21 protein-coding genes are annotated in these 21,727 nt (G+C 66.3%); 17 read left to right on the top strand and 4 right to left on the bottom strand.

All coding sequences use genetic code 11. From position 1 onward, the window contains the following. The first annotated feature begins 48 nt into the window (after nt 1–48). The 4 genes from panB to pgi all read left to right on the top strand — a co-directional run bounded on the left by panB (nt 49) and on the right by pgi (nt 4,199). The gene (gene panB / locus VM621_RS04895; RefSeq protein WP_325467860.1) at nt 49–876 is read left to right on the top strand and encodes a 3-methyl-2-oxobutanoate hydroxymethyltransferase; all 828 of its coding nucleotides are present in this window, start codon (nt 49–51) and stop codon (nt 874–876) included. 10 nt (nt 877–886) lie between these two features. Then, entirely contained in the window at nt 887–1,732 is an 846-nt protein-coding gene (gene panC, locus VM621_RS04900) for a pantoate--beta-alanine ligase (protein WP_325467861.1), read from the top strand. A 138-nt stretch (nt 1,733–1,870) separates the two neighbouring features. Next, on the top strand, nt 1,871–2,251 hold the full coding sequence (gene panD, locus VM621_RS04905) for an aspartate 1-decarboxylase (RefSeq protein WP_107915295.1): 381 nt from the start codon (nt 1,871–1,873) through the stop codon (nt 2,249–2,251). 313 nt (nt 2,252–2,564) lie between these two features. Continuing rightward, a complete protein-coding gene (gene pgi / locus VM621_RS04910; RefSeq protein WP_325467862.1) occupies nt 2,565–4,199 on the top strand; it encodes a glucose-6-phosphate isomerase in 1,635 nt (544 codons plus the stop codon). Between the two features lie 250 nt (nt 4,200–4,449). Here the strand turns inward: pgi and parE are convergent, their stop codons facing one another. Together parE and VM621_RS04920 are read right to left on the bottom strand one after the other, a co-directional pair. After that, the gene (gene parE / locus VM621_RS04915; protein ID WP_325467863.1) at nt 4,450–6,339 is read right to left on the bottom strand and encodes a DNA topoisomerase IV subunit B; all 1,890 of its coding nucleotides are present in this window, start codon (nt 6,337–6,339) and stop codon (nt 4,450–4,452) included. A gap of 283 nt (nt 6,340–6,622) precedes the next feature. Further along, nucleotides 6,623–8,422, bottom strand: a complete 1,800-nt coding sequence (locus VM621_RS04920) for an aminopeptidase P family protein (RefSeq protein WP_325467864.1) — start codon at nt 8,420–8,422, stop codon at nt 6,623–6,625. A 104-nt stretch (nt 8,423–8,526) separates the two neighbouring features. Here VM621_RS04920 and VM621_RS04925 point away from each other — a divergent pair, with 104 nt between their 5' ends. The 9 genes from VM621_RS04925 to truD are packed head-to-tail and all read left to right on the top strand — an operon-like array spanning nt 8,527 to nt 16,762. Then, complete coding sequence (locus VM621_RS04925; protein WP_325467865.1) at nt 8,527–10,206, top strand: CTP synthase; 1,680 nt, start codon at nt 8,527–8,529, stop codon at nt 10,204–10,206. Beyond that, on the top strand, nt 10,203–11,033 hold the full coding sequence (gene kdsA, locus VM621_RS04930) for a 3-deoxy-8-phosphooctulonate synthase (protein ID WP_325467866.1): 831 nt from the start codon (nt 10,203–10,205) through the stop codon (nt 11,031–11,033). Before VM621_RS04925 ends, kdsA begins: the two co-directional genes overlap by 4 nt. A gap of 25 nt (nt 11,034–11,058) precedes the next feature. Beyond that, complete coding sequence (locus VM621_RS04935) at nt 11,059–11,484, top strand: hypothetical protein (protein WP_325467867.1); 426 nt, start codon at nt 11,059–11,061, stop codon at nt 11,482–11,484. A gap of 10 nt (nt 11,485–11,494) precedes the next feature. Next, entirely contained in the window at nt 11,495–12,793 is a 1,299-nt protein-coding gene (gene eno / locus VM621_RS04940; RefSeq protein WP_325467868.1) for a phosphopyruvate hydratase, read from the top strand. Nucleotides 12,794–12,816: 23 nt separating this feature from the next. Beyond that, nucleotides 12,817–13,146, top strand: coding sequence for a cell division protein FtsB (gene ftsB, locus VM621_RS04945; protein ID WP_325467917.1), 330 nt, complete (start codon nt 12,817–12,819; stop codon nt 13,144–13,146). After that, nucleotides 13,146–13,835 carry a 2-C-methyl-D-erythritol 4-phosphate cytidylyltransferase gene (ispD, locus tag VM621_RS04950; protein ID WP_325467869.1) on the top strand — a complete coding sequence of 230 codons (690 nt, stop codon included), beginning with the start codon at nt 13,146–13,148 and terminating at the stop codon, nt 13,833–13,835. The genes ftsB and ispD overlap by 1 nt, the downstream gene beginning before the upstream one ends. Next, nucleotides 13,835–14,308: a 2-C-methyl-D-erythritol 2,4-cyclodiphosphate synthase gene (gene ispF / locus VM621_RS04955; RefSeq protein ID WP_325467870.1), complete on the top strand. Its 474-nt coding sequence runs from the start codon at nt 13,835–13,837 to the stop codon at nt 14,306–14,308. The genes ispD and ispF overlap by 1 nt, the downstream gene beginning before the upstream one ends. After that, nucleotides 14,305–15,732, top strand: coding sequence for a magnesium transporter (gene mgtE, locus VM621_RS04960; protein ID WP_325467871.1), 1,428 nt, complete (start codon nt 14,305–14,307; stop codon nt 15,730–15,732). The genes ispF and mgtE overlap by 4 nt, the downstream gene beginning before the upstream one ends. 13 nt (nt 15,733–15,745) lie before the next feature. Further along, nucleotides 15,746–16,762: a tRNA pseudouridine(13) synthase TruD gene (gene truD, locus VM621_RS04965; RefSeq protein WP_325467872.1), complete on the top strand. Its 1,017-nt coding sequence runs from the start codon at nt 15,746–15,748 to the stop codon at nt 16,760–16,762. Nucleotides 16,763–16,966: 204 nt separating this feature from the next. Here the strand turns inward: truD and VM621_RS04970 are convergent, their stop codons facing one another. Next, complete coding sequence (locus VM621_RS04970; RefSeq protein WP_325467873.1) at nt 16,967–17,509, bottom strand: Smr/MutS family protein; 543 nt, start codon at nt 17,507–17,509, stop codon at nt 16,967–16,969. A gap of 114 nt (nt 17,510–17,623) precedes the next feature. On the opposite strand from VM621_RS04970, the gene surE reads away from it, so the two are divergent. The 4 genes from surE to VM621_RS04990 are packed head-to-tail and all read left to right on the top strand — an operon-like array spanning nt 17,624 to nt 20,784. Then, entirely contained in the window at nt 17,624–18,406 is a 783-nt protein-coding gene (gene surE / locus VM621_RS04975; protein WP_325467874.1) for a 5'/3'-nucleotidase SurE, read from the top strand. A 49-nt stretch (nt 18,407–18,455) separates the two neighbouring features. Next, nucleotides 18,456–19,091, top strand: coding sequence for a protein-L-isoaspartate(D-aspartate) O-methyltransferase (locus tag VM621_RS04980; protein WP_414674491.1), 636 nt, complete (start codon nt 18,456–18,458; stop codon nt 19,089–19,091). A gap of 29 nt (nt 19,092–19,120) precedes the next feature. After that, nucleotides 19,121–19,729: a DedA family protein gene (locus tag VM621_RS04985; protein ID WP_325467876.1), complete on the top strand. Its 609-nt coding sequence runs from the start codon at nt 19,121–19,123 to the stop codon at nt 19,727–19,729. Nucleotides 19,730–19,758: 29 nt separating this feature from the next. Beyond that, nucleotides 19,759–20,784, top strand: a complete 1,026-nt coding sequence (locus VM621_RS04990; protein WP_325467918.1) for a peptidoglycan DD-metalloendopeptidase family protein — start codon at nt 19,759–19,761, stop codon at nt 20,782–20,784. Nucleotide 20,785: 1 nt separating this feature from the next. Here the strand turns inward: VM621_RS04990 and panE are convergent, their stop codons facing one another. Beyond that, nucleotides 20,786–21,721 carry a 2-dehydropantoate 2-reductase gene (gene panE, locus VM621_RS04995; protein WP_325467877.1) on the bottom strand — a complete coding sequence of 312 codons (936 nt, stop codon included), beginning with the start codon at nt 21,719–21,721 and terminating at the stop codon, nt 20,786–20,788. Between the last annotated feature and the right edge of the window lie 6 nt (nt 21,722–21,727).

Raw genomic sequence — 21,727 nt, forward strand, 5'->3', positions numbered from 1 at the left:
GCTCGTCAAGGCGGACAATTCCCGTTTCACCCAACGAGGCGACACAGCGTGTACGTGGAAAAAACGAGCGCGCCGGCGCGTAAGCCGGTGACCGTGCCGGGCCTGAAGGCGATGAAAGCCGAAGGCCGGAAGATCGTGATGCTCACCGCCTACGACGCGAGTTTCGCTGCCCAACTGGAGTCCGCCGGGGTCGATGTCGCCCTCGTCGGCGATTCGCTGGGTATGGTGGTGCAAGGCCGTTCGAGCACGTTACCGGTCACGGTCGACGACATGGTCTATCACACCGCGGCCACGGCGCGCGGGCTCTCGGCCACCCTGTTGGTCGCCGATCTGCCGTTCATGAGCGACCGCGACGTCCCGCACGCCATGGAGGCCGCGACGCGGCTGGTTGCGCAGGGCGGTGCCGCCATGGTCAAGATCGAGGGCGCCGGTCGCATCTGCGAGGTCATCGCGGCGCTGGCCGAGCGCGATATTCCCGTCTGCAGCCATCTCGGCCTCACCCCGCAGTCGGTGAACAAATTCGGTGGCTACAAGGTCCAGGGCAAGACCCAGGACGCCGCCGACAAGCTGTTCGCCGATGCGAAGGCCGTCGAGGCGGCGGGCGCCGATCTGCTCGTGCTCGAGTGCGTGCCCTCGGCGCTGGCGGCGCGCATCACGGCCGAACTGTCCATTCCGGTGATCGGGATCGGTGCGGGCCTGGATTGCGACGGTCAGGTGTTGGTCGTGTATGACCTGCTTGGCCTCACGCCGGGCAAGCGGCCGAAGTTCTCCAAGGATTTCCTCGCCGGACGCGATTCCATCCAGGCCGCCATCGGGGCCTACGTCGCGGACGTGCGCGAACAGCGCTTCCCCGGCGCCGAACACAGTTTCAGCTGAGGGATCCACCATGCAGACCGTTACCGACGCCGCCTCGCTCCGCGCCACTGTTCGCGGCTGGCGCAGTGCCGGCCAGAACGTCGGCTTCGTGCCGACGATGGGCAACCTGCACGCCGGGCATCACTCCCTGCTGAAGCTGGCCCGCGCCCGGGCCGACCGTGTGATCGCCAGTGTCTTCGTCAACCCGACCCAGTTCGGACCGGGCGAGGATTTCGAGCGCTACCCGCGCACGCTGGCCCAGGACCAGGCAGGACTGGCCGAAGCCGGTTGCGACATCCTGTTCGCTCCGGAGGTGTCGACCCTGTACCCGTTCGGCGCCGCCTCCAGCGTGAGCATCCATGTGCCCGACCTGACCGAAAGCCTCGAAGGCGCCTTTCGTCCGGGTCACTTCGACGGTGTCGCCACGGTGGTCGCCAAGCTGTTCAGCCTGGTCCAGCCAGACCTGGCCGTGTTCGGCCAGAAGGACTTCCAGCAGCTCAAGGTGATCGAGCGGATGGTCCGCGACCTGTCCCTGCCGGTGAAGGTCATGTCCGGTCCCACCCTGCGTGAAGACGATGGGCTGGCGATGAGTTCGCGCAACCAGTACCTGTCGACCCAGGAACGCGCTCGCGCGCCGCAGATCTATTCGACCTTGCAGCAGACCCGCGAGCTGTTCCGCCAGGGCCACAGCTGGCAGGCGCTGGAGCAGGCCGCCAAGGCCCGTCTGGAGCGAGCCGGCTTCGTCCCGGACTACGTGGCGATCCGCCGCGCGGAGGACCTCGCCGAGCCGGGTCCGGAGGAACGGGAAGGGCTGGTGGCGCTGGTCGCCGCCCGGTTGGGCGCTACGCGCCTGATCGACAACCTGCCTTTCGACTGAATCCCTTCACGAACGGGGACTTGCGTTTCCCTGCGCCGTCCCCCATAAAGCGCACCGACAGAGGAAGCCCACGCGACGGAGCGGGCAACCCTCCGTTAGAATGGGCGTTTTTGTAACCGCCAAACTCCAGAGACCGCCATGCACCTCAACATGCTCAAGTGCAAGATCCACCGGGCCACGGTGACTCACGCCGAGCTGAACTACGAAGGTTCGATCGCCATCGACGGCAACCTGCTGGACGCCGCGGGTATCCGCGAGTACGAGCAGATCCACGCCTGGAACATCAGCAACGGCGAACGCTTCGTCACGTACGCGCTGCGTGCGGAAGAGGGCTCGGGCATCATCTCCGTGAATGGTAGCGCCGCGCGCCGCGTGTCCACCGGCGACCTGGTGATCATCGCCGCCTTCGTCGGCCTTTCCGAGGCAGAGATGGCCAAGTACCAGCCGGACCTGGTCTACGTCGACGCGGATAACCGCATCACGCATACGAATCATTCGATTCCGAAACAGGCGGCGTAACGCCGCCTGTTTTTTGCAGGCCCGCCGTGGTGCAGGCCTGCCTTGTGTGGAAGCCGATGCTTAGTGTGGAAGCCGAGGCTTCGTGTGGGAGCCCATGCTTGTGGGAGCCCATGCTTTGTGTGGGAGCCCATGCTTGTCGGAGCTCATGCTTTGTGTGGGAGCCGATTTATCGGCGAAAGGAATGGCCGCACCGCCGCTCCGTCGGCTTTTCGCCGCTGAAGCGGCTCCCACATTCCTCATATCCATACAATCCACTTACGCTGCACTGCGGTAAGATCGCGATTCCCCTCTCCGTCGCCGCCAAGTGGAAGCCATGGAATCAAAGCACGACCGTCTGCCCTCCTTCGAGGAGCACGCCTCCCGTCTCGCCGCCACCCATCTTCGCGCCCTCGTCCAGGACGAGGCCCGCGGTGAGCGTCTGCGTCGACGCATGGGTCCGATCCTTCTCGACGCCTCCCGCCAGAAGCTCGACATCGCGGCGCTCGACGCCGTTGGCGAGTACATCGAAAGCACCGGCTGGAAAGCCGCGCGCGACGCGATGTTCGAAGGCAAGCACATCAACACTTCCGAAGACCGCGCCGTGCTGCACACCGCCTTGCGCGGTGGTGCTTCGCGCAATCCGGCCGCGCCGGCGGACGTCCGCAAGGAAGTCGCCGACGCGCTGGACAAGATGGAAACCCTGGTCAACGCCGTGCACAAGGGCGAAGGCGAATCGGTCGGCCTGATCGGTGGCGTCACCGACGTCGTGAACATCGGCATCGGTGGCTCGGATCTCGGTCCGCGTCTGGCCGTGCATGCCCTCGAACAGTTCCATGTGGACGGTATCCGCAGCCACTTCCTCACCAATGTCGACGGCCAGGCCGCGACCGATCTGATGAAGGTGCTGGATCCGGCGCACACGCTTGTCATCCTGGTTTCCAAGAGCTTCAACACGCAGGAGACGCTGCTCAACGGTGGCGTGTTCCGCAACTGGATCCTCAAGGCCGAAGGTGGCGACGAGGCGAAGGCGTCGAAGCATTTCATCGCTGTCAGCTCAAACGACGAAGCCGTGCACAAGTGGGGTGCCTCGCAAGTGCTGCCGATGTGGGACTACGTGGGCGGCCGCTACTCGCTGTGGTCGGCGGTCGGCGCATCGATCGCCTTCGCCATCGGCATGAAGGGCTTCCGTGATCTGCTCGCCGGCGCCGCCGAGGCGGACGATCATTTCCGCAGCGCGGAATGGAAGGACAACCTCCCGGTCCTGCTCGCCATCGCCGAGATCTGGAACCGCAACATCCTGGGCACCACCAGCCGCGCCGTGATTCCCTACGTGGACTCGCTCGTCGACCTGCCGTCCTATCTCCAGCAGCTGGAAATGGAAAGCCTCGGCAAGCACGTGCACCCGAGCGACGGCAGCGAAGTGAAGCAGGCGAGCGTCCCGGTGGTCTGGGGCAGCATCGGCACCAATGCGCAGCACGCATATTTCCAGGCGCTGCACCAAGGCACCGACGTCGTCCCGCTCGAGTTCATCGGCCTGGTGAAGCCGGCGCATCCGCTGCGCGAGAACCAGGACGTACTCACCTCGAACCTGCTCGCGCAGGCCGCGGCGCTTTCGCTGGGCAAGACCTACGAGGAAGCCCTCGCCGAAGCCAAGACGGGCACCGACGAACAGCGCCACGCGCTTGCCGCGCAGCGCACGTTCAAGGGCGATCGCCCGAGCACCGTATTCATGCTCGACTCGCTCACTCCGCATTCGCTGGGTGCGCTGATCGCGCTGTACGAGCACAAGGTATTCCTGCTCGGTCACCTGTGGGGCATCAACGCGTTCGACCAGTGGGGCGTGGAACTGGGCAAGGTCATCGCCAAGCAGATCTACCCCTCGCTGGCGAACGACAAGGACGCCGGCGATCTGTCGCAGTTCGATGGGGCCACACGCGCGCTGATTACGGCCATTCGCGCGCGTCGCTGAGCGCTCTCGCTCTGTTGGTGAAACGAAAAGCCCGGCTCACGCCGGGCTTTTTCTTTGCGGGAAGCGTTCTGTAGGAGGGGGCTTTGTGTGGGAGCCGCTTCAGCGGCGATGGGGTGCTCGCGGCAACCTTGATATCGCCGCTGAAGCGGCTCCCACATGAAGCGGCTCCCACATGAAGTGGCACCCACATGTAGTGGCACCCACATGAAGCGGGACCCACATTGACGTGGCACCCACATGAAGTGGCGACTCAGACCTCCAGGGTCGCCAGGTCGCCCTTGTCCTCCAGCCACTGCTTGCGGTCGCCCGCGCGCTTCTTGGCCAGCAGCATGTCCATCAGCTTGTTGGTGCCGTCGTCCGCTTCGATGGTCAACTGGACCAGGCGGCGCGTGTCCGGGTGGACCGTGGATTCGCGCAGCTGCGCCGGGTTCATCTCGCCCAGGCCCTTGAAGCGCGTGACGCTGACCGCGCCCTTCATCTTCTCGCGCTCGACCTTTTCCAGCATCAGGCGCTTTTCTTCCTCGTCCAGGCAATAGAACACCTGCTTGCCGACGTCGACGCGGAACAGCGGCGGCATGGCGACGAAGACATGGCCCTGGCTGACAAGGGTGGGGAAATGCTTCAGGAACAGCGCGGAGAGAAGCGTGGCGATATGCAGGCCGTCGGAGTCGGCGTCGGCGAGGATGACCACCTTGCCGTAACGCAGTCCGCTGAGGTCGTCCTTGCCGGGATCGCAGCCGATGGCGACGGCGAGATCGTGTACTTCCTGCGAGGCGAGCACGGCATTCGAGTCGACTTCCCAGGTGTTCAGGATCTTTCCGCGCAGCGGCATGATCGCCTGGAAATCCTTGTCACGCGCCTGCTTGGCCGAGCCGCCGGCGGAGTCGCCCTCGACCAGGAAGATTTCGGTGCGGCTGAGATCGGTGGAGGCGCAATCGGCGAGCTTGCCGGGCAGGGCGGGGCCGGAGGTGATCTTCTTGCGTACGACCTGCTTGGCCGCCTTCAGTCGTGCGCTGGCGCGTTCGATGGCGAGCTGGGCGATCTTCTCGCCCAGTTCCACATGCTGATTGAGCCACAGGCTGAAGGCGTCATGGACCACGCCTTCGACGATGCCGGCGGCAGCGCGAGAGGACAGGCGCTCCTTGGTCTGGCCGGCGAACTGGGCATCTTGCAGCTTCACGCTGAGCACGAAGGCCAGACGTTCCCAGACATCTTCGGGTGCGAGCTTCACGCCACGCGGCAGCAGGTTGCGCAGGTCGCAGAATTCGCGGATGGCATTGGTGAGGCCCGAACGCAGGCCGTTCACATGGGTGCCGCCCTGCGCGGTGGGAATCAGGTTGACGTAGCTTTCCTGTACCAGGTCGCCTTCCGGCAGCCAGGCAAGGGCGACATCGAGGGCGTCGGTCTCGCGGGCGAAATGCTTGACGAACAGGCCCGGCGGCAGGGCCTCCGCACCTTGCAGTTCGCCGCGCAGGTAGTCGGGCAGGCCATCTTCGAAATACCACTCGGTGGTTTCGCCGGAGGCTTCATCGAGCAGGCGCACCGTGAGGCCCGCGCAGAGCACGGCCTTGGCGCGGAGCAGGTGCTTGAGCTTGGAGACGAGGATCTTCGGCGTGTCGAAGTATTTCGCGTCCGGCCAGAAGCGCAGCGTGGTGCCGGTTTTCTTCTTTGGGACGGTGCCGATCACTTCGAGCTCGCTGGCGCGATCGCCGTTGGCGAAACTCATGCGGTATTCCTGCCCATCGCGACGGATGGTCACATCCACCTTGTGCGAAAGCGCGTTGACCACCGATACGCCGACGCCATGCAGGCCGCCGGAGAAGGCGTAGTTCTTGTTCGAGAACTTGCCGCCGGCATGCAGGCGCGTGAGGATCAGCTCGATACCGGGCACGCCCTCGTCGGGATGGATATCCACCGGCATGCCGCGACCGTCGTCGGTCACTTCCACCGAGCCGTCGTTGAACACGGTCACTTCGATGGTCTTGGCGTGGCCGGCGAGGGCTTCGTCGACCGAATTATCGATGACTTCCTGCGCCAGATGGTTCGGCCGCGAGGTGTCGGTGTACATGCCGGGGCGGCGCTTGACCGGGTCAAGGCCGCTGAGGACTTCGATGTCTGATGCGTTGTAGCGAGTATTCATTGGGTATCGAGGCCGTTCGTAGCCGGGCAGGATGGGGTCAGGTCACTTGAATGGTCAAGCCTGGGGAATGATCAAGCCTGGGGCTATGGCGTATCAGCCGGCGAGATTCCAGGCTGGCTTCGGTACGGCGGATTTCTGTGGGAGCCGCTTCAGCGGCGACTGGGCGTGGCGGCGTCTTCGCTTTGTTGGCTTTCGCCGCTGAAGCGGCTCCCACATAAAGCGGCTCCTACATAAAGCAGCTCCTGCATAAAGCGGGCTGCTACATAAAGCGGCTCCATGGAGATCAGAGCGGCGCGCAGTGCCATTGGAGCCATTCGCGGTCGGCACCGTCGAGCAACGGTGACAGGGCCGCACGTACCGTGGCGTGATAATCGTCCAGCCACGCCCGTTCGGAGGGTTCCAGCAGGCGAGGTTCCAGGCCCCGGCGGTCGAACGGGCACAACGTGAGCGTTTCGAAGGCGAAGAAGTCGCCGAACTCCGTGCTGTCGGCCTGGGTCACCACGGCAAGGTTTTCGTGACGGATGCCGTAGCGGCCAGGCTTGTAGAGGCCGGGCTCGATCGAAGTGATCATGCCGGTCTCCAGGGGCACCAGGCCCACGCCCGTGCGCGGTGGGCGGATGCTGTGGGGACCCTCGTGAACGTTGAGGAAGTAGCCCACGCCATGGCCGGTGCCGTGGCCGAAGTCCATGCCTGCGGCCCAGAGCGGCGCACGGGCCAGGGCGTCGAGCTGCGGACCGCTGGCGCCCTTGGGAAAGCGCGCCCGCGACAGCGCGATCATGCCCTTGAGGACGAGGGTGGAGTCGCGCTTCTGTTCGTCGGTGACCGCGCCCAGGGCGAGCACGCGGGTGATGTCCGTGGTGCCGCCGAGGTACTGGCCGCCGGAATCGACGAGCAGGAGGCCCTTGGCCGCCAATGGGCTGAAATGCGCTTCCGTGGCACGGTAGTGCGGAAGGGCGCCATTGGCCTGGTACGCCGCGATCGTCGAGAAGCTCTCGCCCACGAAGCCCGTCTGGGCGGCGCGCGCCTCGCGCACGATGGTGTCGACGTCCAGCTCGGTCAGTGGCTCGCCGGCGGCAACGCCTGCCTCGATGCGACGGAACGCGTGCGCCAGTGCCGCGCCGTCGCGCCGCATCACGTCGCGGATGTGGTCGAGTTCGTCGGTGGTCTTGCGCGCCTTCTGCGCGGTGGATGGCAGCGCGGCACGAACCTGTCGCACGCCTGCCGGCAGGCCCTCGAGTACCGAGACGACCACGCGGCCGGCATCCAGCATCAGGACGGCATCGTCCGGCAACGCGGCAACGGCGGAAGCCACGGTGCCGTAGTCGGCCAGGGCGATGCCATCCGCGGCCAGCCCGCGCTTCACCTCGGCCGGGACCTTGGCGGCGTCGACGAAGAGGGTGGCCTTCGCGTCGTCGATCAGCAGGTGGGCCAGGAACACCGGGTTGTAGTCGACATCGGCGCCGCGCAGGTTGGTCAGCCAGGCAATGTCGTCGAGGCTGGAGAGCAGGTGGTGCGTCGCGCCGGCGCGGAGCATGGCCGTGCGGACGTGGCGGAGCTTGTCGGCGCGGTCGACGGCCGCGAACGGCGCCGCGTGAACGTAGATCGGGGCGTCGGGGCGGCCGGGCCGCCCGGGCCAGATGCTGGCCGGGAGGTCGAGATCGGTCCGCAGCGTGGCACCGGTGGCGCCAAGGCGCCTGGACAGGCTTTCGGCACCGGCCACATCCAGGCTGTCTCCCGCGATCGCGACCACGTCGCCCGGGCCGAGCTGGTCCGCCAGCCAGGCGACATGCTCGGGCGTGTGTGCCACGTTGAGCCGCATCAGTGGCAGGCCGCTACCGGCAAGCTCCTGTTCCGCTTGGGAGAAATAGCGCGAATCGGTCCACAGGCCGCCACCGGTCGCGGTCACCACCAGGGTGCCGGACGAGCCGGTGAAGCCGGATAGCCATTCGCGGGCCTGCCAGCGCGGCGGCAGGTATTCGGACAGGTGAGGGTCGGCGGTGGGGACGACGACGGCGGCGACGCCTTCACGGGCCATGGCGGCGCGAAGGGCTTGGAGACGAGCGGGGATGGGCTGGGCGGTCATTCCCCGATGGTAAAACGACAGCTCCGATTCGGCACGTTCAGTCTGCCCCTCGCGAGGGAGGGCGCGCTCGGGTAAAATACCGATTTCCAGCACTGGCTGCTCGCATGACTCCCCTGATTTTCGTCACCGGCGGTGTGGTGTCTTCCCTAGGGAAGGGCATCGCAGCGGCGTCGCTTGCCTCCATTCTCGAGGCGCGCGGTCTCTCCGTCACCATGATGAAGCTCGATCCGTACATCAACGTGGATCCGGGCACCATGAGTCCCTTCCAGCACGGTGAGGTCTATGTCACCGACGACGGTGCCGAGACCGACCTCGACCTGGGTCACTACGAACGCTTCGTGCGTACGCGTCTCACCGGGAAGAACTCGATCACCGCCGGCAAGATCTACGAATCGGTCATCCGCAAGGAACGCCGCGGCGATTACCTCGGTGCGACGGTGCAGGTCATCCCGCACATCACCGACGAGATCAAGCATTCGATCCACGAGGCGACGCGCGGTTACGACGTGGCGCTGGTGGAAGTGGGCGGTACCGTGGGCGATATCGAATCGCTGCCCTTCCTCGAGGCCATCCGCCAGCTGCGCATCGAGCACGGCGCGGAGAAGTGCATGTTCGTGCACCTCACCCTTGTGCCGTACATCAAGGCCGCCGGCGAGATCAAGACCAAGCCCACGCAGCACTCGGTGAAGGAACTGCGCTCGATCGGTATCCAGGCCGATGTCCTGCTGTGCCGTTGCGAAGAGCCCCTGCCGGACGCCGAGCGCCACAAGATCGCCCTGTTCACCAACGTGCCCAAGAACGCCGTCATCAGCACCATCGATGTCGACGTCATCTACAAGCTGCCGATGTGGCTGCACGAGCAGGGTCTGGACGAACTCGTCATCAAGCGCCTGGGCCTGGACGCCGGTCCGGCGGACCTCTCCAGCTGGATCCGCACGGTGGAAGCCGTGGAACATCCGCGCGACGAAGTCACCGTGGCCATCGTCGGCAAGTACGTCGAACACAAGGATGCCTACAAGTCGCTGGCCGAAGCGCTGCGCCATGGCGGCATCAACCAGTCCGCCCGCGTGAACCTGCGCTGGGTGGATTCCGAAGATGTCGAAGCGCGCGGTGCGCGTGCGGTCCTCGGCGACGCCGACGCCATCCTCGTGCCGGGCGGCTTCGGCAAGCGCGGTTTCGAGGGCAAGATCCTCGCGGCGCAGTTCGCCCGCGAAACCGGCATCCCGTATTTCGGCATCTGCTACGGCATGCATGCCGCCGTGGTCGAGTTCGCGCGCAACACGGCCGGGCTCAAGCAGGCCGATTCCAGCGAGAACGATCGCAACACGCCCGACCCGGTCATCGCGCTGATCACCGAATGGACCACGGCCACCGGCGAGACCGAGCAGCGCAGCGAGCGCTCCGACCTCGGCGGCACCATGCGCCTGGGTGCGCAGGAATGCCGCCTGAAGGCCGGCACGCTGGCGCGCGAGCTGTACGGCGAGGACGTCGTCCGCGAGCGCCATCGTCATCGTTACGAGTTCAACAACCGCTATCGCCAGTCGTTCGAAGACCTCGGCCTGGTCATCTCGGGCAAGTCGATGGACGATCTCCTCGTTGAAATCGTCGAGCTGCCGCGCCATGTGCATCCGTGGTTCCTGGGTTGCCAGGCGCACCCGGAATTCACCTCCACGCCGCGCGAGGGCCATCCCCTCTTCATCGGCTTCGTTCGCGCCGCCCGCGAGTACAAGGCCGTCCGTGACGGCGAAAAGCTCGCCATCCGTTCCGAGGAGTCCGCTGCATGAAGCTCTGTGGTTTCGAAGTCGGCCTCGACCAGCCGCTGTTCCTGATCGCCGGTCCCTGTGTCATCGAATCGATGCAGCTCCAGCTCGACGTCGCCGGCAAGCTGAAGGAGATCACCGATCGTCTCGGCATCAACTTCATCTTCAAGTCCAGCTTCGACAAGGCCAACCGTTCCTCCGGCGGCAGCTTCCGGGGGCCAGGCCTCGAGGAAGGCCTGAAGGTGCTCGATGCGGTGAAGAAGCAGATCGGCGTGCCGGTGATCACCGACGTGCACGAATACACCCCGATGAACGAGGTCGCCGCGGTCGTCGACGTGCTGCAGACCCCGGCCTTCCTCTGCCGCCAGACCGACTTCATCCAGAACGTCGCCCGGGCCGGCAAGCCGGTGAACATCAAGAAGGGCCAGTTCCTCGCGCCATGGGACATGAAGAACGTGGTGCAGAAGGCTTTCGATGTCGGCAATAACGACATCCTGGTCTGCGAGCGCGGTGCCAGCTTCGGCTACAACAACCTGGTCTCCGACATGCGCTCGCTCGCGGTGATGCGCGAGACCAACTGCCCGGTCGTCTTCGATGCCACCCATTCGGTGCAGTTGCCGGGCGGGCAGGGCACCAGTTCCGGCGGCCAGCGCGAATTCGTGCCGGTGCTGGCGCGCGCCGCGGTCGCGGTGGGCGTCTCCGGCCTGTTCGCCGAGACCCATCCGGATCCCTCGAAAGCGCTCAGCGACGGCCCTAACGCCTGGCCGCTCGACCAGATGGAAGAGCTCCTCGAGACGCTCATGGAGCTCGATGGCGCCGTAAAGCGTCGTGGATTCAAGAACCACGCTTGATCGTTCCTCCGGAACGGTATGATTGATGGATTGGCGGGACCGCAAAGGTCCCGGGGAGACGGGCTGGATGGTCGAGGACAACGGGATCCACGTCGCGGGCGAACCTCGCCAGCGTGCGGCGCGCCTGCCGCAGTCGGGTCACGGCATCGCCTCGTTCGTCATCGCCCTCGTTTCCGGGCTCGTCGTCCTCGCGGGCATTTCCTTTGCTGCGCTGATGGTCGCCTCCGGCGACCCCGAGCAGCACATGGAAGTGTTCGGTCTGGTCGGCCTCATCCTCTGCGCCTTTCTCATCCTTGCCTTCGTCGGCCTCGTGCTGGGCTTCGTCGCCCTGCGCCGGCAGGACCGTCGCCGCACGTTCGGCGCGATCGGGCTGGGACTCAATGCTTTCATCCTGATCGGTACCGTAGGGCTCGCGTTCCTCGGTACTTTCTTTCGTCATTCCAACTCGTAACGGGAAGCGCATGACCACCGATATCACCAAGATCCACGCCCGCGAAATCCTCGATTCCCGCGGCAACCCGACCCTCGAAGCCGAGGTCACCCTGGCCGACGGTTCCTTCGGCCGCGCGGCCGTGCCGAGCGGCGCCTCCACCGGCACGCGTGAAGCGGTCGAGCTGCGCGATGGCGACAAGAAGCGCTACGACGGCAAGGGCGTGACCAAGGCTGTCGGCAACGTCAACACCACGATCGCCAAGGCGCTCGCCGGTTTCGATGCCGCCGACCAGAAGGGTCTCGACGCCAAGCTCATCGCGCTCGACGGCACCGACAACAAGGGCAACCTGGGCGCCAATGCGCTGCTCGGCGTTTCCATGGCCGCCGCCCATGCCGTAGCCGCTTCGAAGAAGCAGGCCCTCTGGCAGTACCTGATGGTCGACGGTGGCGGCTCGTTGCCCGTGCCGATGATGAACATCATCAACGGTGGCGCGCACGCGGATAACAATGTCGACGTGCAGGAGTTCATGGTGCTGCCCGTCGGCGCGCCGACCTTCGCCGAAGCGCTGCGCTACGGTGCCGAAATCTTCCACGCGCTGAAGTCGGTGCTGAAGGGTCGTGGCCTGAACACCGCCGTCGGTGACGAGGGCGGCTTCGCGCCGAACCTCAAGTCCAACGTCGAAGCGCTCGACACGATCCTCGAAGCGGTGAACAAGGCCGGTTACAAGGTGGGCAGCGACATCCTGCTCGGCCTCGACGTGGCCAGCTCGGAATTCTTCAAGAACGGCAAGTACGACCTCGAAGGCGAGGGCAAGGTGTTCACGCCGGAACAGTGGGTCGACACGCTGGCCTCGTGGTCGAAGCAGTACCCCATCGTCACCATCGAAGACGGCATGGCCGAAGGCGACTGGGCCGGCTGGGCGCACCTGACCAAGGCCATCGGCGAAGGCATCCAGCTGGTCGGCGACGATCTGTTCGTCACCAACCCGAAGATCTTCCAGGAAGGCATCGACAAGAAGATCGCCAATGCCATCCTGATCAAGGTCAACCAGATCGGCACGCTGTCCGAGACGCTCGAAGCGATCGCCATGGCGGACCGCGCGAAGTATGCGGCGATCGTCTCGCATCGCTCCGGCGAAACCGAAGACACGACGATTTCGGACATCGCCGTGGCGACCACCGCGACCCAGATCAAGACCGGTTCGCTGTGCCGTACCGATCGCGTGGCCAAGTACAACCAGTTGCTGCGTATCGAGGAAGCACTCGGTGCCAAGGCCCGCTACGCCGGCCGGGATGCGTTCCCGAGCCTGTCCAAGCTGCCCGGCTGAGTCGTGCCTTGAGCAACGCGGCAATCCTGCGCTGGATCGGCCTGATCCTCGTCATCGTCCTCATCGCGCTGCAGCTGAAGCTGTGGGTCGGTGGTGGGGGCATGGCCGAGGTCGATTCGCTGCGCGCGTCGGTGCAGAAACAGACCGAGGAAAACGCCGCGCTGCAGAAGCGCAACCAGGCGCTTGCCGCCGACGTGGAAGATCTCAAGCACGGCGAGCAGGCCACCGAAGCGCGTGCGCGCCAGGAGCTGGGCCTGATCAAGCCGAACGAGACCTTCTACCAGATCGTCGAGCCGGGGGCGGCGACCAGCGCGCCGCCCCCGCCCCCGCCCGTCGGTCCCGGCACCCAGTGATGGACGCCTTGTGGTGCGTGGTACCTGCCGCCGGCCGGGGCGTCCGCGCCGGAGGCGATCGGCCGAAGCAGTACCAGCCCTTGGCGGGCCGGCCGCTGCTCGATCACACGCTGGAACGCCTGGCGGCGCATCCACGCATCGCCGGGCTGGTCGTCGTCATCGCGGCGGACGACCCTCATTTCTCTGCCGTCGATAGCATCGGCGGTAAACCCCTCGTCACTGCCGTCGGTGGTGGCGAACGCAGCGACTCCGTCCTGGCCGGCGTACTCGCCTTGCCGGCGGTGGTCGCACAGGACCACTTCGTGCTGGTCCACGACGCGGCTCGCCCTTGCGTGCGCGCCGACGACATCACCCGGCTGATCGACCAGGCCGGCAGGGGCGAGGGCGGCCTGCTCGGCGCGCCGCTGCGCGATACGCTCAAACGGGCGGATACCGGCGGTCACAGCACGGCCACCGAACCGCGCGAAGGTCGCTGGCGGGCGTTCACGCCGCAGATGTTCCGGCGCGGCGCGCTCGCCCATGCACTCGCCCTTGCCGCCGCGGACGGTATCGTCGTCAGCGACGAGGCGATGGCGATGGAGCGCACGGGTGTCCTGCCGTTGCTCGTGGAAGGCTCGGAAGACAACATCAAGGTGACGACGCCGGCGGACTTCGCGCTGGCGGAGTTCCTGCTCGGGAGAACTCGGTAATGCGTATCGGACAGGGATTCGACGTCCACGCCTTCGGCGAAGGCGATCACGTGATGCTCGGCGGCGTGCGCGTGGCGCACGCGCAGGGCGTGCTTGCGCATTCGGACGGCGACGTCGTGCTGCACGCGCTGTGCGACGCACTGCTCGGCGCCCTGGCGCTGGGCGACATCGGCAAACACTTCCCGCCCTCCGACGAGGCGTGGCGCGGGGCAGACAGTCGCAGCTTCGTCCGCGCCGTGGCCGCCATGCTTGCCGAGCGCGGCTACGCCCTGGGCAATGCCGACATCACCGTGATCTGCGAGGCACCGAAGGTGGGCCCGCATGCGCAGGCCATGCGCGAAACGATCGCCGCCGATCTCGGCGTCGACATCGATTGCATCAGCATCAAGGCGACCACCACCGAGACCCTGGGTTTCACCGGTCGCCGCGAGGGCATCGCCGCCCTGGCAACGGTGCTGGTGCAGCGGACATGAGCGAGACCGAGTCACGCACCTCCACGCCGCGCCTGCACGACCGGCTGGAGGCGATCACCGATCTGCTGCGCCGTCGTGAAGGCCTGTTGGCCTTCGCCGGTGCGGCGCCGGATGGCGACGACTCGCCCCTTGGCGCGGCCAACGCGCAACTGCAGGCCATCCTCGACGGCCTGCACCCCGCCGATCTCGCCGACATCTTCGAGTCGTTGCCGCTGCAGGACCGCCTCGCGGTCTGGCAGCTGATCCGTAGCGACCGCGACGGCGACATCCTGCTCGAAGTGTCCGATTCGGTGCGCGAATCGCTCATCGCGGATATGGACGATCGCGAGATCCTCGCCGCCGTGGAGCCTCTGGATGCGGACGAACTCGCCGACCTCGTCGACGACCTTCCCACCGAAGTGCTGCCCGAACTCATGGCCAGCCTCGACGCGCAGGATCGCGAGCGCGTGCAGGCCGCCATGTCCTACGAGGACGATCAGGTCGGTGCGTTGATGGATTTCGACATGGTCACCATTCGCGAGGACATCAGCCTCGAAGTGGTGCTGCGCTACCTGCGTCGCTTCGACGAGCTGCCCGCGCAGACCGACAAGCTCTTCGTGGTCAATGCCGAAAGCGTGCTGACCGGTGTGTTGCCGCTGCACTGGCTGCTGGTGAACTCGCCGGACAAGATGGTCCGCGAGATCATGGCGCCGGACGTGAACACCTTCCGCCCCGAAGACGACGCCTACGACGTCGCCCAGGCCTTCGAACGCTACGATCTGGTCACCGCGCCGGTGGTCGACGCGGGCATGCACCTGATCGGTCGCATCGCCGTCGACGCGATGCTCGATTTCATCCGCGAGGAAAGCGAAACCGAAGCCCTTTCGCGCGGCGGCCTGCGCGAAGAGGAAGACATCTTCGCCTCGATCTGGAAGTCCGTGCGCAATCGCTGGGCATGGCTGGCGATCAACCTCGTCACCGCCTTCGTGGCCTCGCGCGTGATCGGTCTGTTCGAGCATTCCATCGAGAAGCTGGTCGCGCTAGCCGCCCTGATGCCCATCGTCGCCGGTATCGGCGGCAACTCGGGCAACCAGACCATCACCATGATCGTTCGCGCCATGGCCTTGGATCAGGTCGGGACATCGCAGGTGCGCCGGTTGTGGCGCAAGGAACTGGGCGTGTCCTTGTTCAACGGCCTGGTCTGGGGTGGCGCCATCGGCATCGCCGCGTGGCTGCTCTACGATAACCCCGCGCTTGGCCTGGTCATGACGTCGGCTATGACACTGAATCTCCTGCTCGCCGCCTTCATGGGCGTGGGCATCCCCATGCTGATGGTCAAGCTCGGTCGCGATCCCGCGCTGGGCTCCAGCGTGCTCATCACCGCCGTGACCGATAGCGGCGGCTTCTTCATTTTCCTGGGGCTGGCGACGATTTTCCTGCTCTAGAAGGCCGCAAGACATGACAGACAACGAACTTCCCTTCGCCTTCGGTGCGCCGCCGCTGCGTGGCCGCCTGCGTTCGACGCCCGAGGATTTCTTCGTCGAGGAACTTCTCGGCTACGAAGCGGACGGCGCGGGCGAGCATGCGTTCCTGCTGGTCGAGAAGCGCGGCACGAATACCGAATGGGCGGCGCGCGAACTCGCCAAGTTCGCCGGTATCCAGCCGATGAACGTGGGATACGCGGGCATGAAGGATCGCCACGCGGTCACCCGCCAGGTCTTTACCGTGCACCTTCCGGGCAAGGCCGATCCGGACTGGTCGGCGCTGCCGTCGGAGGACATGAAAGTCCTCTCCGCCGCTCGTCACTCGCGCAAGATCAAACGTGGCGCGCTGCGTGGCAATCGCTTCGTGCTGGTACTGCGTGAGGTGGAAGGCGACCGCGCCGCTGCGGAGGAGCGGCTCGCGGCCATCGCCGAGCGCGGTGTGCCGAACTACTTCGGCGAACAGCGGTTCGGGCTGGGCGGCAACAATGTCGCCCAGGCCAGGCAGATGTTCGGTGGGCGTCGCGTCGATCGCGACAAGCGCTCGATCCTGCTTTCCGCCGCGCGTTCGCACATCTTCAACGGCGTGCTGGCCGAGCGTGTCGGGGCAGGGCAGTGGGATACCCCGATGGATGGCGAGATATGGTCGCTCGAGGGGTCGCGCTCATGGTTCGGTCCCGAAGCATTCAACGACACATTGGCCGAGCGTCTCGCGCGCTTCGATATCCATCCCTCCGGCCCGCTGTGGGGTGATGGCGAGCCGCCGAGCAGCGGCGCGGTCGGCGAACTCGAGCGCATGGTCGCCGCACGCGACGACGATCTGGCCAAGGGCCTGGCCGGTGCCCGCATGGACCAGGAGCGTCGTTCGCTACGCCTGCTGCCGCGCGATCTTACCTGGCGCTGGCTGGACGACGGCGCGCTGGAGGTCTCGTTCGGCCTGCCGGCCGGTGCCTACGCGACCACGGTTCTGCGGGAGGTCGCTGCGACGGTTTAGTGATGTTCGCCTTGCGGCGAGTTGCCTGTCGCCGCTGAAGCGGCTCCCACAGGAGGCAGCAGCTTCCACAGGAAGGGGCAGCTCCCACAGCAGGCAGCAGCTTCCACAGGAATCTGCGCAGTCAGCCTTTGAGTAACACGACGTAGCTCCTTGTGGGAGCCGCTTCAGCGGCGAAGGGGTGCTCGCCCGAAAGGGTGCTCCCCGCTAACCCTTCAGCAACACGACCACGGCGCCGGTGCCGCCCTGCATCGGCCGGGCCGAGGCAAACGCCACCACATCGTCGCGTCGTCGCAGCAGTCGGTCTGTCAGTCCCTTCAGCACCGGCCCGGCCGCCTTCGAGCGCAGCCCCTTGCCATGGATGATTCGCACGCAGCGGATGCCGTCGTGGCGACATTCCGCAAGGAACTCCGCGATCGTCATCTGGGCGGCCGCGGCGTTCATCTGGTGCAGGTCCACGTCCGCCTGAATGCTGAACTGGCCGCGCTTGAGCTGTTTGAGCAGCTTCGGTGGGTAGCCGTCGCGCAGGTAGGACAGTTCTTCGCCCACCTCGAGATCGGCGGGATCGTAGTCGAACAGCAGCGATTCGGCCGGTACGGCCGCCTCGTCGGCGTCGCGCATGTGCGGATACGGCTCGGGGCGGGGGCGCTCGGGCAGCGACTCGACCGGCGCCATCGGCCGCACCTCGCCAATCGCCTCGCGAAACAGGCGGCTGTCGTCGTCGTGCAGGGGTGGCGCGCGTCGTTTCATGGCCCTCATCCTAGCCGCGTTTCGTGAATCCCGCTGCCCGGTCCGGTAGACTTGGGCGGTCGGGCGGCCTTGTCGATATAGGGCCGCCGCACCCGATTTTCGATCTGGATCAGCATGCAAGTTCTGGTTAGCAACGACGACGGCGTAGAGGCTCCGGGCATCCGGATTCTCGCCGGGCGTCTGGCCGAGTTCGGCACGGTGACCGTGGTCGCCCCCGACCGCGATCGATCCGGCGCGAGCAATTCGCTCACCCTCGATGCGCCCATCCGAGCGCAGCGCATGGAGAACGGTTTCTATCGCGTGGCGGGCACGCCGACGGACTGCGTCCATCTCGCGCTCGCCGGCATGCTCGAGCACCAGACCGACATCGTCGTCTCCGGGATCAACAACGTCGCCAACCTCGGTGACGACGTCATCTATTCGGGCACCGTCTCGGCCGCCATGGAAGGGCGATTCCTCGGCCTGCCCGCGATCGCCGTGTCCCTGGTGACCAAGGAAGGCTCCGGCCGCCACTTCGATTCGGCGGCGAGCGCGGTGCTCATGATCATGCGTCGCCTGATCGTGGATCCGCTGCCGGCGGACACCATCCTCAACGTCAACGTCCCCGACCTGCCGTGGGAAGAGATTCGCGGCTTCGAGGTCACGCGCCTGGGCAAGCGCCATCGCGCGGCTCCGGCTATCCGCACCGAAGATCCACGCGGCCGCACCATGTGGTGGATCGGGCCGCCCGGCGAGATCGACGATGCCGGTCCCGGCACCGATTTCAACGCCGTCGGCCGCGGCTTCGTGTCCGTCACGCCCATTCACACCGACCTGACCCGCTTCCAGGCCCTGGAGAAGGTGAGCAGCTGGATGATTCCGCTGTCGTCGGCGATGGGTAACGAGGAGGCGGCTTGAGGTGGTGAACCTGCATGCCCTGCCTGCTTCGGCACTACGTGGCGAGGGAATGACCTCCCAGCGCGCCCGCGACCGCCTGGTCGCGAAACTGGTCGAGGAAGGTATCCGCGACGAGCGGGTACTCGAAGTCATCCGCCAACTGCCACGCCATCACTTCATCGACCAGGCGCTGCATTCGCGCGCCTATGAAAACACCGCGCTTCCGATCGGCCACGGCCAGACGATCTCCCAGCCGTGGATCGTCGCGCGGATGACCGAAGCCCTGATCGAACGCGGGGTACCCGAAAAAGTCCTCGAAATCGGTACGGGCTCGGGCTACCAGGCCGCCGTGCTGGCTGGCATCGTGACGACGGTCTATACCGTGGAACGCATCGAGGAACTGCTGCGCCAGGCGCGCCGGCGGTTCCGTCAGCTCGGTATCGAGAACCTCCGTTCGCGCCACGACGACGGCAAGCTGGGCTGGGAATCGGACGCGCCATTCGACGCCATCATCCTCACCGCTGCCGGCGATCGTGTGCCATTGAAACTGCTCGACCAGCTTCGTCCGGGCGGCGTCCTCGTCGCCCCCGTGGGCAGCCCGAGCCAGCAGGTGCTCCTGCGCCTTCGCAAAGGCGACAACGGCGAGGTGATCCGGGAAGAACTCGGCGCCGTCAGCTTCGTGCCGCTATTGGGCGGCATCGGTTGATGCGTCACTACCACAGGGAAAACCGCTGAATGCGGATGTTTGCTTCGCTATACGAGCGCGCCATCGTCTGGGCACGCCATCGCCATGCCGTGCGCTATCTGGCCGGCCTTTCCTTCGTCGAGGCCTTCATCTTCCCGATCATGCCGGAAGTGATGCTGGCACCGATGATGCTGGCCGAGCCGCGGAAGGCGTTCCGCTATGCGAACTGGAGCCTGCTGTTCTCGCTCGCCGGCTCGCTGGTGGGCTACATGCTCGGCCACTATGCCTACGAGGGTCTGAAGCCGCTGCTCGAGTCGATGCACCTGCTCGCGCCGATCGAAAAGGGCGTGGCGAACCTGCAAGCCGACATGACCGCGCATTCGTTCGCCTTGTACGTCGTGCTGGCGATGGCCGCGCTGCAGCCCGTCGTGCCGATGAAGTTCGTGACGTGGGCTGCCGGCATCGTCGGTGTGCCGCTGCTGCCTTTCCTGCTCTGCGTGCTGATCGGTCGCGGCAAGCGGGTCTGGCTGCTGGCCCTGCTTGTCCGGCTGTTCGGTGAACGCGCGGAGCGGGTCCTGCATAAACACATAGAGTGGATAGGTTGGGCTGCTATCGTTGCAGTCGTCCTCCTGGCCGTGTGGTGGTTCCTGCTGCGATGAGTGCCCGTGAAAGGAAATCCGCGATGCTCATGATTCGTCCGCTCGCCCTGGTCGGCGTGCTGTCGGCTGCCGTGGTCCTGGCCGGCTGCGATGTCACGCGGAGTTCCGTCGTCGTCACGCGGAGCCCGGGCAGCTATACGCCCGCACATGCCGTGACGCCGCCGCCGCCGCCGGGCGGCAGCTACCGGGTCATGAAGGGCGACACCCTCTACAGCATCGCCTTCCGCAACAAGGTCGATTTCCGCGACCTTGCCGGCTGGAACGGCATCGCCTCGCCGTACACCATCTGGCCGGGCCAGGACCTGCGGCTATCGCCGCCGGGCCACGACAACAACAAGTCAGCGCCGTCGCATGCCGCGCCGGTCGTGGTGGCCGCGCCGTCGCCGGCTGGCAACGCGCCACATGGCACGCCGCCTGCACAACCGGCGCCGCCGGCCCAGCCCGCCCAGCCGGCGTTCCAGAGCGTCACCGACGCCGATGCCGCACCTCCCGCCGTCCCGGCACCCGCCACCACGACGAACACACCGGTGGTCGTGGCCGGCAAGCCTGCCGAGTCGGTCGTTCCGGTTGCGGTTCCGGTGTCGCCGCCAAGCGCGACGAACACGCCCGCTCCGGCACCCGCACCGGTCGAGAATCCCCCGGCCGCCACCCCGATCGTCACCAGCGGCGCCTCGCGCAATGCCGGCGGTATCGCCTGGCGCTGGCCTGCCGACGGCACGATGTTGAAGAAGTTCTCCTCCGGCGACGCCATTCCCGGGATCGAGATCGGCGGCAAGGCCGGCGACCCGGTCCGCTCGGCCGCCGACGGCGTGGTCGTCTACAGCGGCAATGGCCTGGTCGGCTACGGCGAACTGGTCATCATCAAGCACAGCGACAGCTTCCTCTCCGCGTACGGTCACAACCGCAAGCGACTGGTAAAGGAAGGCGAAAAGGTGAAGGCCGGCCAGACGGTGGCGGAAATGGGTTCGAGCGGGGCAACGCGCGATGAACTCCAGTTCCAGATTCGCCGCGACGGCAACCCCGTCGATCCGCTGCAGTACCTGCCCGCGAAGTGACCTAGCCCTGCCGCTTCCGGCGGATCTCGAAAGCCTGCAGGTGGGCGAAAGCCACCTCGAGCATCGGCGCTTTCACCCCGGCATCCCGCGCCCGACGCAGCATGTCGCCGACGATAGGGTCGGCTTCGATACGCTGCCCCGATTCCAGGTCGCGAAGCATCGATGCCGTCAGTGGCGAGCCTTCCTGCGTCAGGGTTTTCCAGGCGAACGCGCGGGCGTGGTCCGGAACGGCGTGACCGGAGGCGCGCGCCACAGCCAGGCATTCCTCGTACATCTGCTCGGTGAGTTGGCGGCCATCGTCCGTGGCGACGATGTCGCCCACGCTGGCCCGGAACAGGCAGGTCGCGCCGGCGAGGGTGGCGAGGAAGGCGAACTTGGCCCAGAGGTCGCGCTCGATGTCGGTCGAATGGGTGTAGTCGATTCTTGCGTTGGCAAAGGCGTCGGCGATGGCGGTGCAACGGGCATCGCGCCCGCGGCCTTCGCGTTCGCCGAAGGTCACCGACGCGCCGTTGCCGAAGTGGATGATCTCGCCATCAGGACCCTTCGCCGCGCTGATGACGCACATACCGCCGATCACCCGGTCCGGGCCGAAGCGCTTGTCGAGGACGGGGTAGTGGGCCAGGCCGTTGAGGATCGGCAGGATCGCCGTGGTCTCGCCGACCGCCGGGTCGATCGCCTCGATCGCCGAATGCAGGTCGTAGGCCTTGCAGGAAAGCAGCACCAGGTCGAACGCGCCCGCGGCGCCGACGGTCTCGGCCGTGACGTGCTTCACCGCCAGGGTGGCGTCGCCGAAAGGGCTCTTGATCACCAGCCCGTTCGCATCCAGCACCGCCGCTCGTTCCGGCCGGACCAGGAAGGTCACGTCCGCGCCGCCCTGGCTCAGGCGGCCCCCGAAGTAACCGCCGGTGCCGCCGGCACCGAGAACGAGGATGCGCATGGGTGG

Source organism: Luteibacter sp. (assembly GCF_035539195.1).
Lineage (GTDB): Bacteria > Pseudomonadota > Gammaproteobacteria > Xanthomonadales > Rhodanobacteraceae > Luteibacter.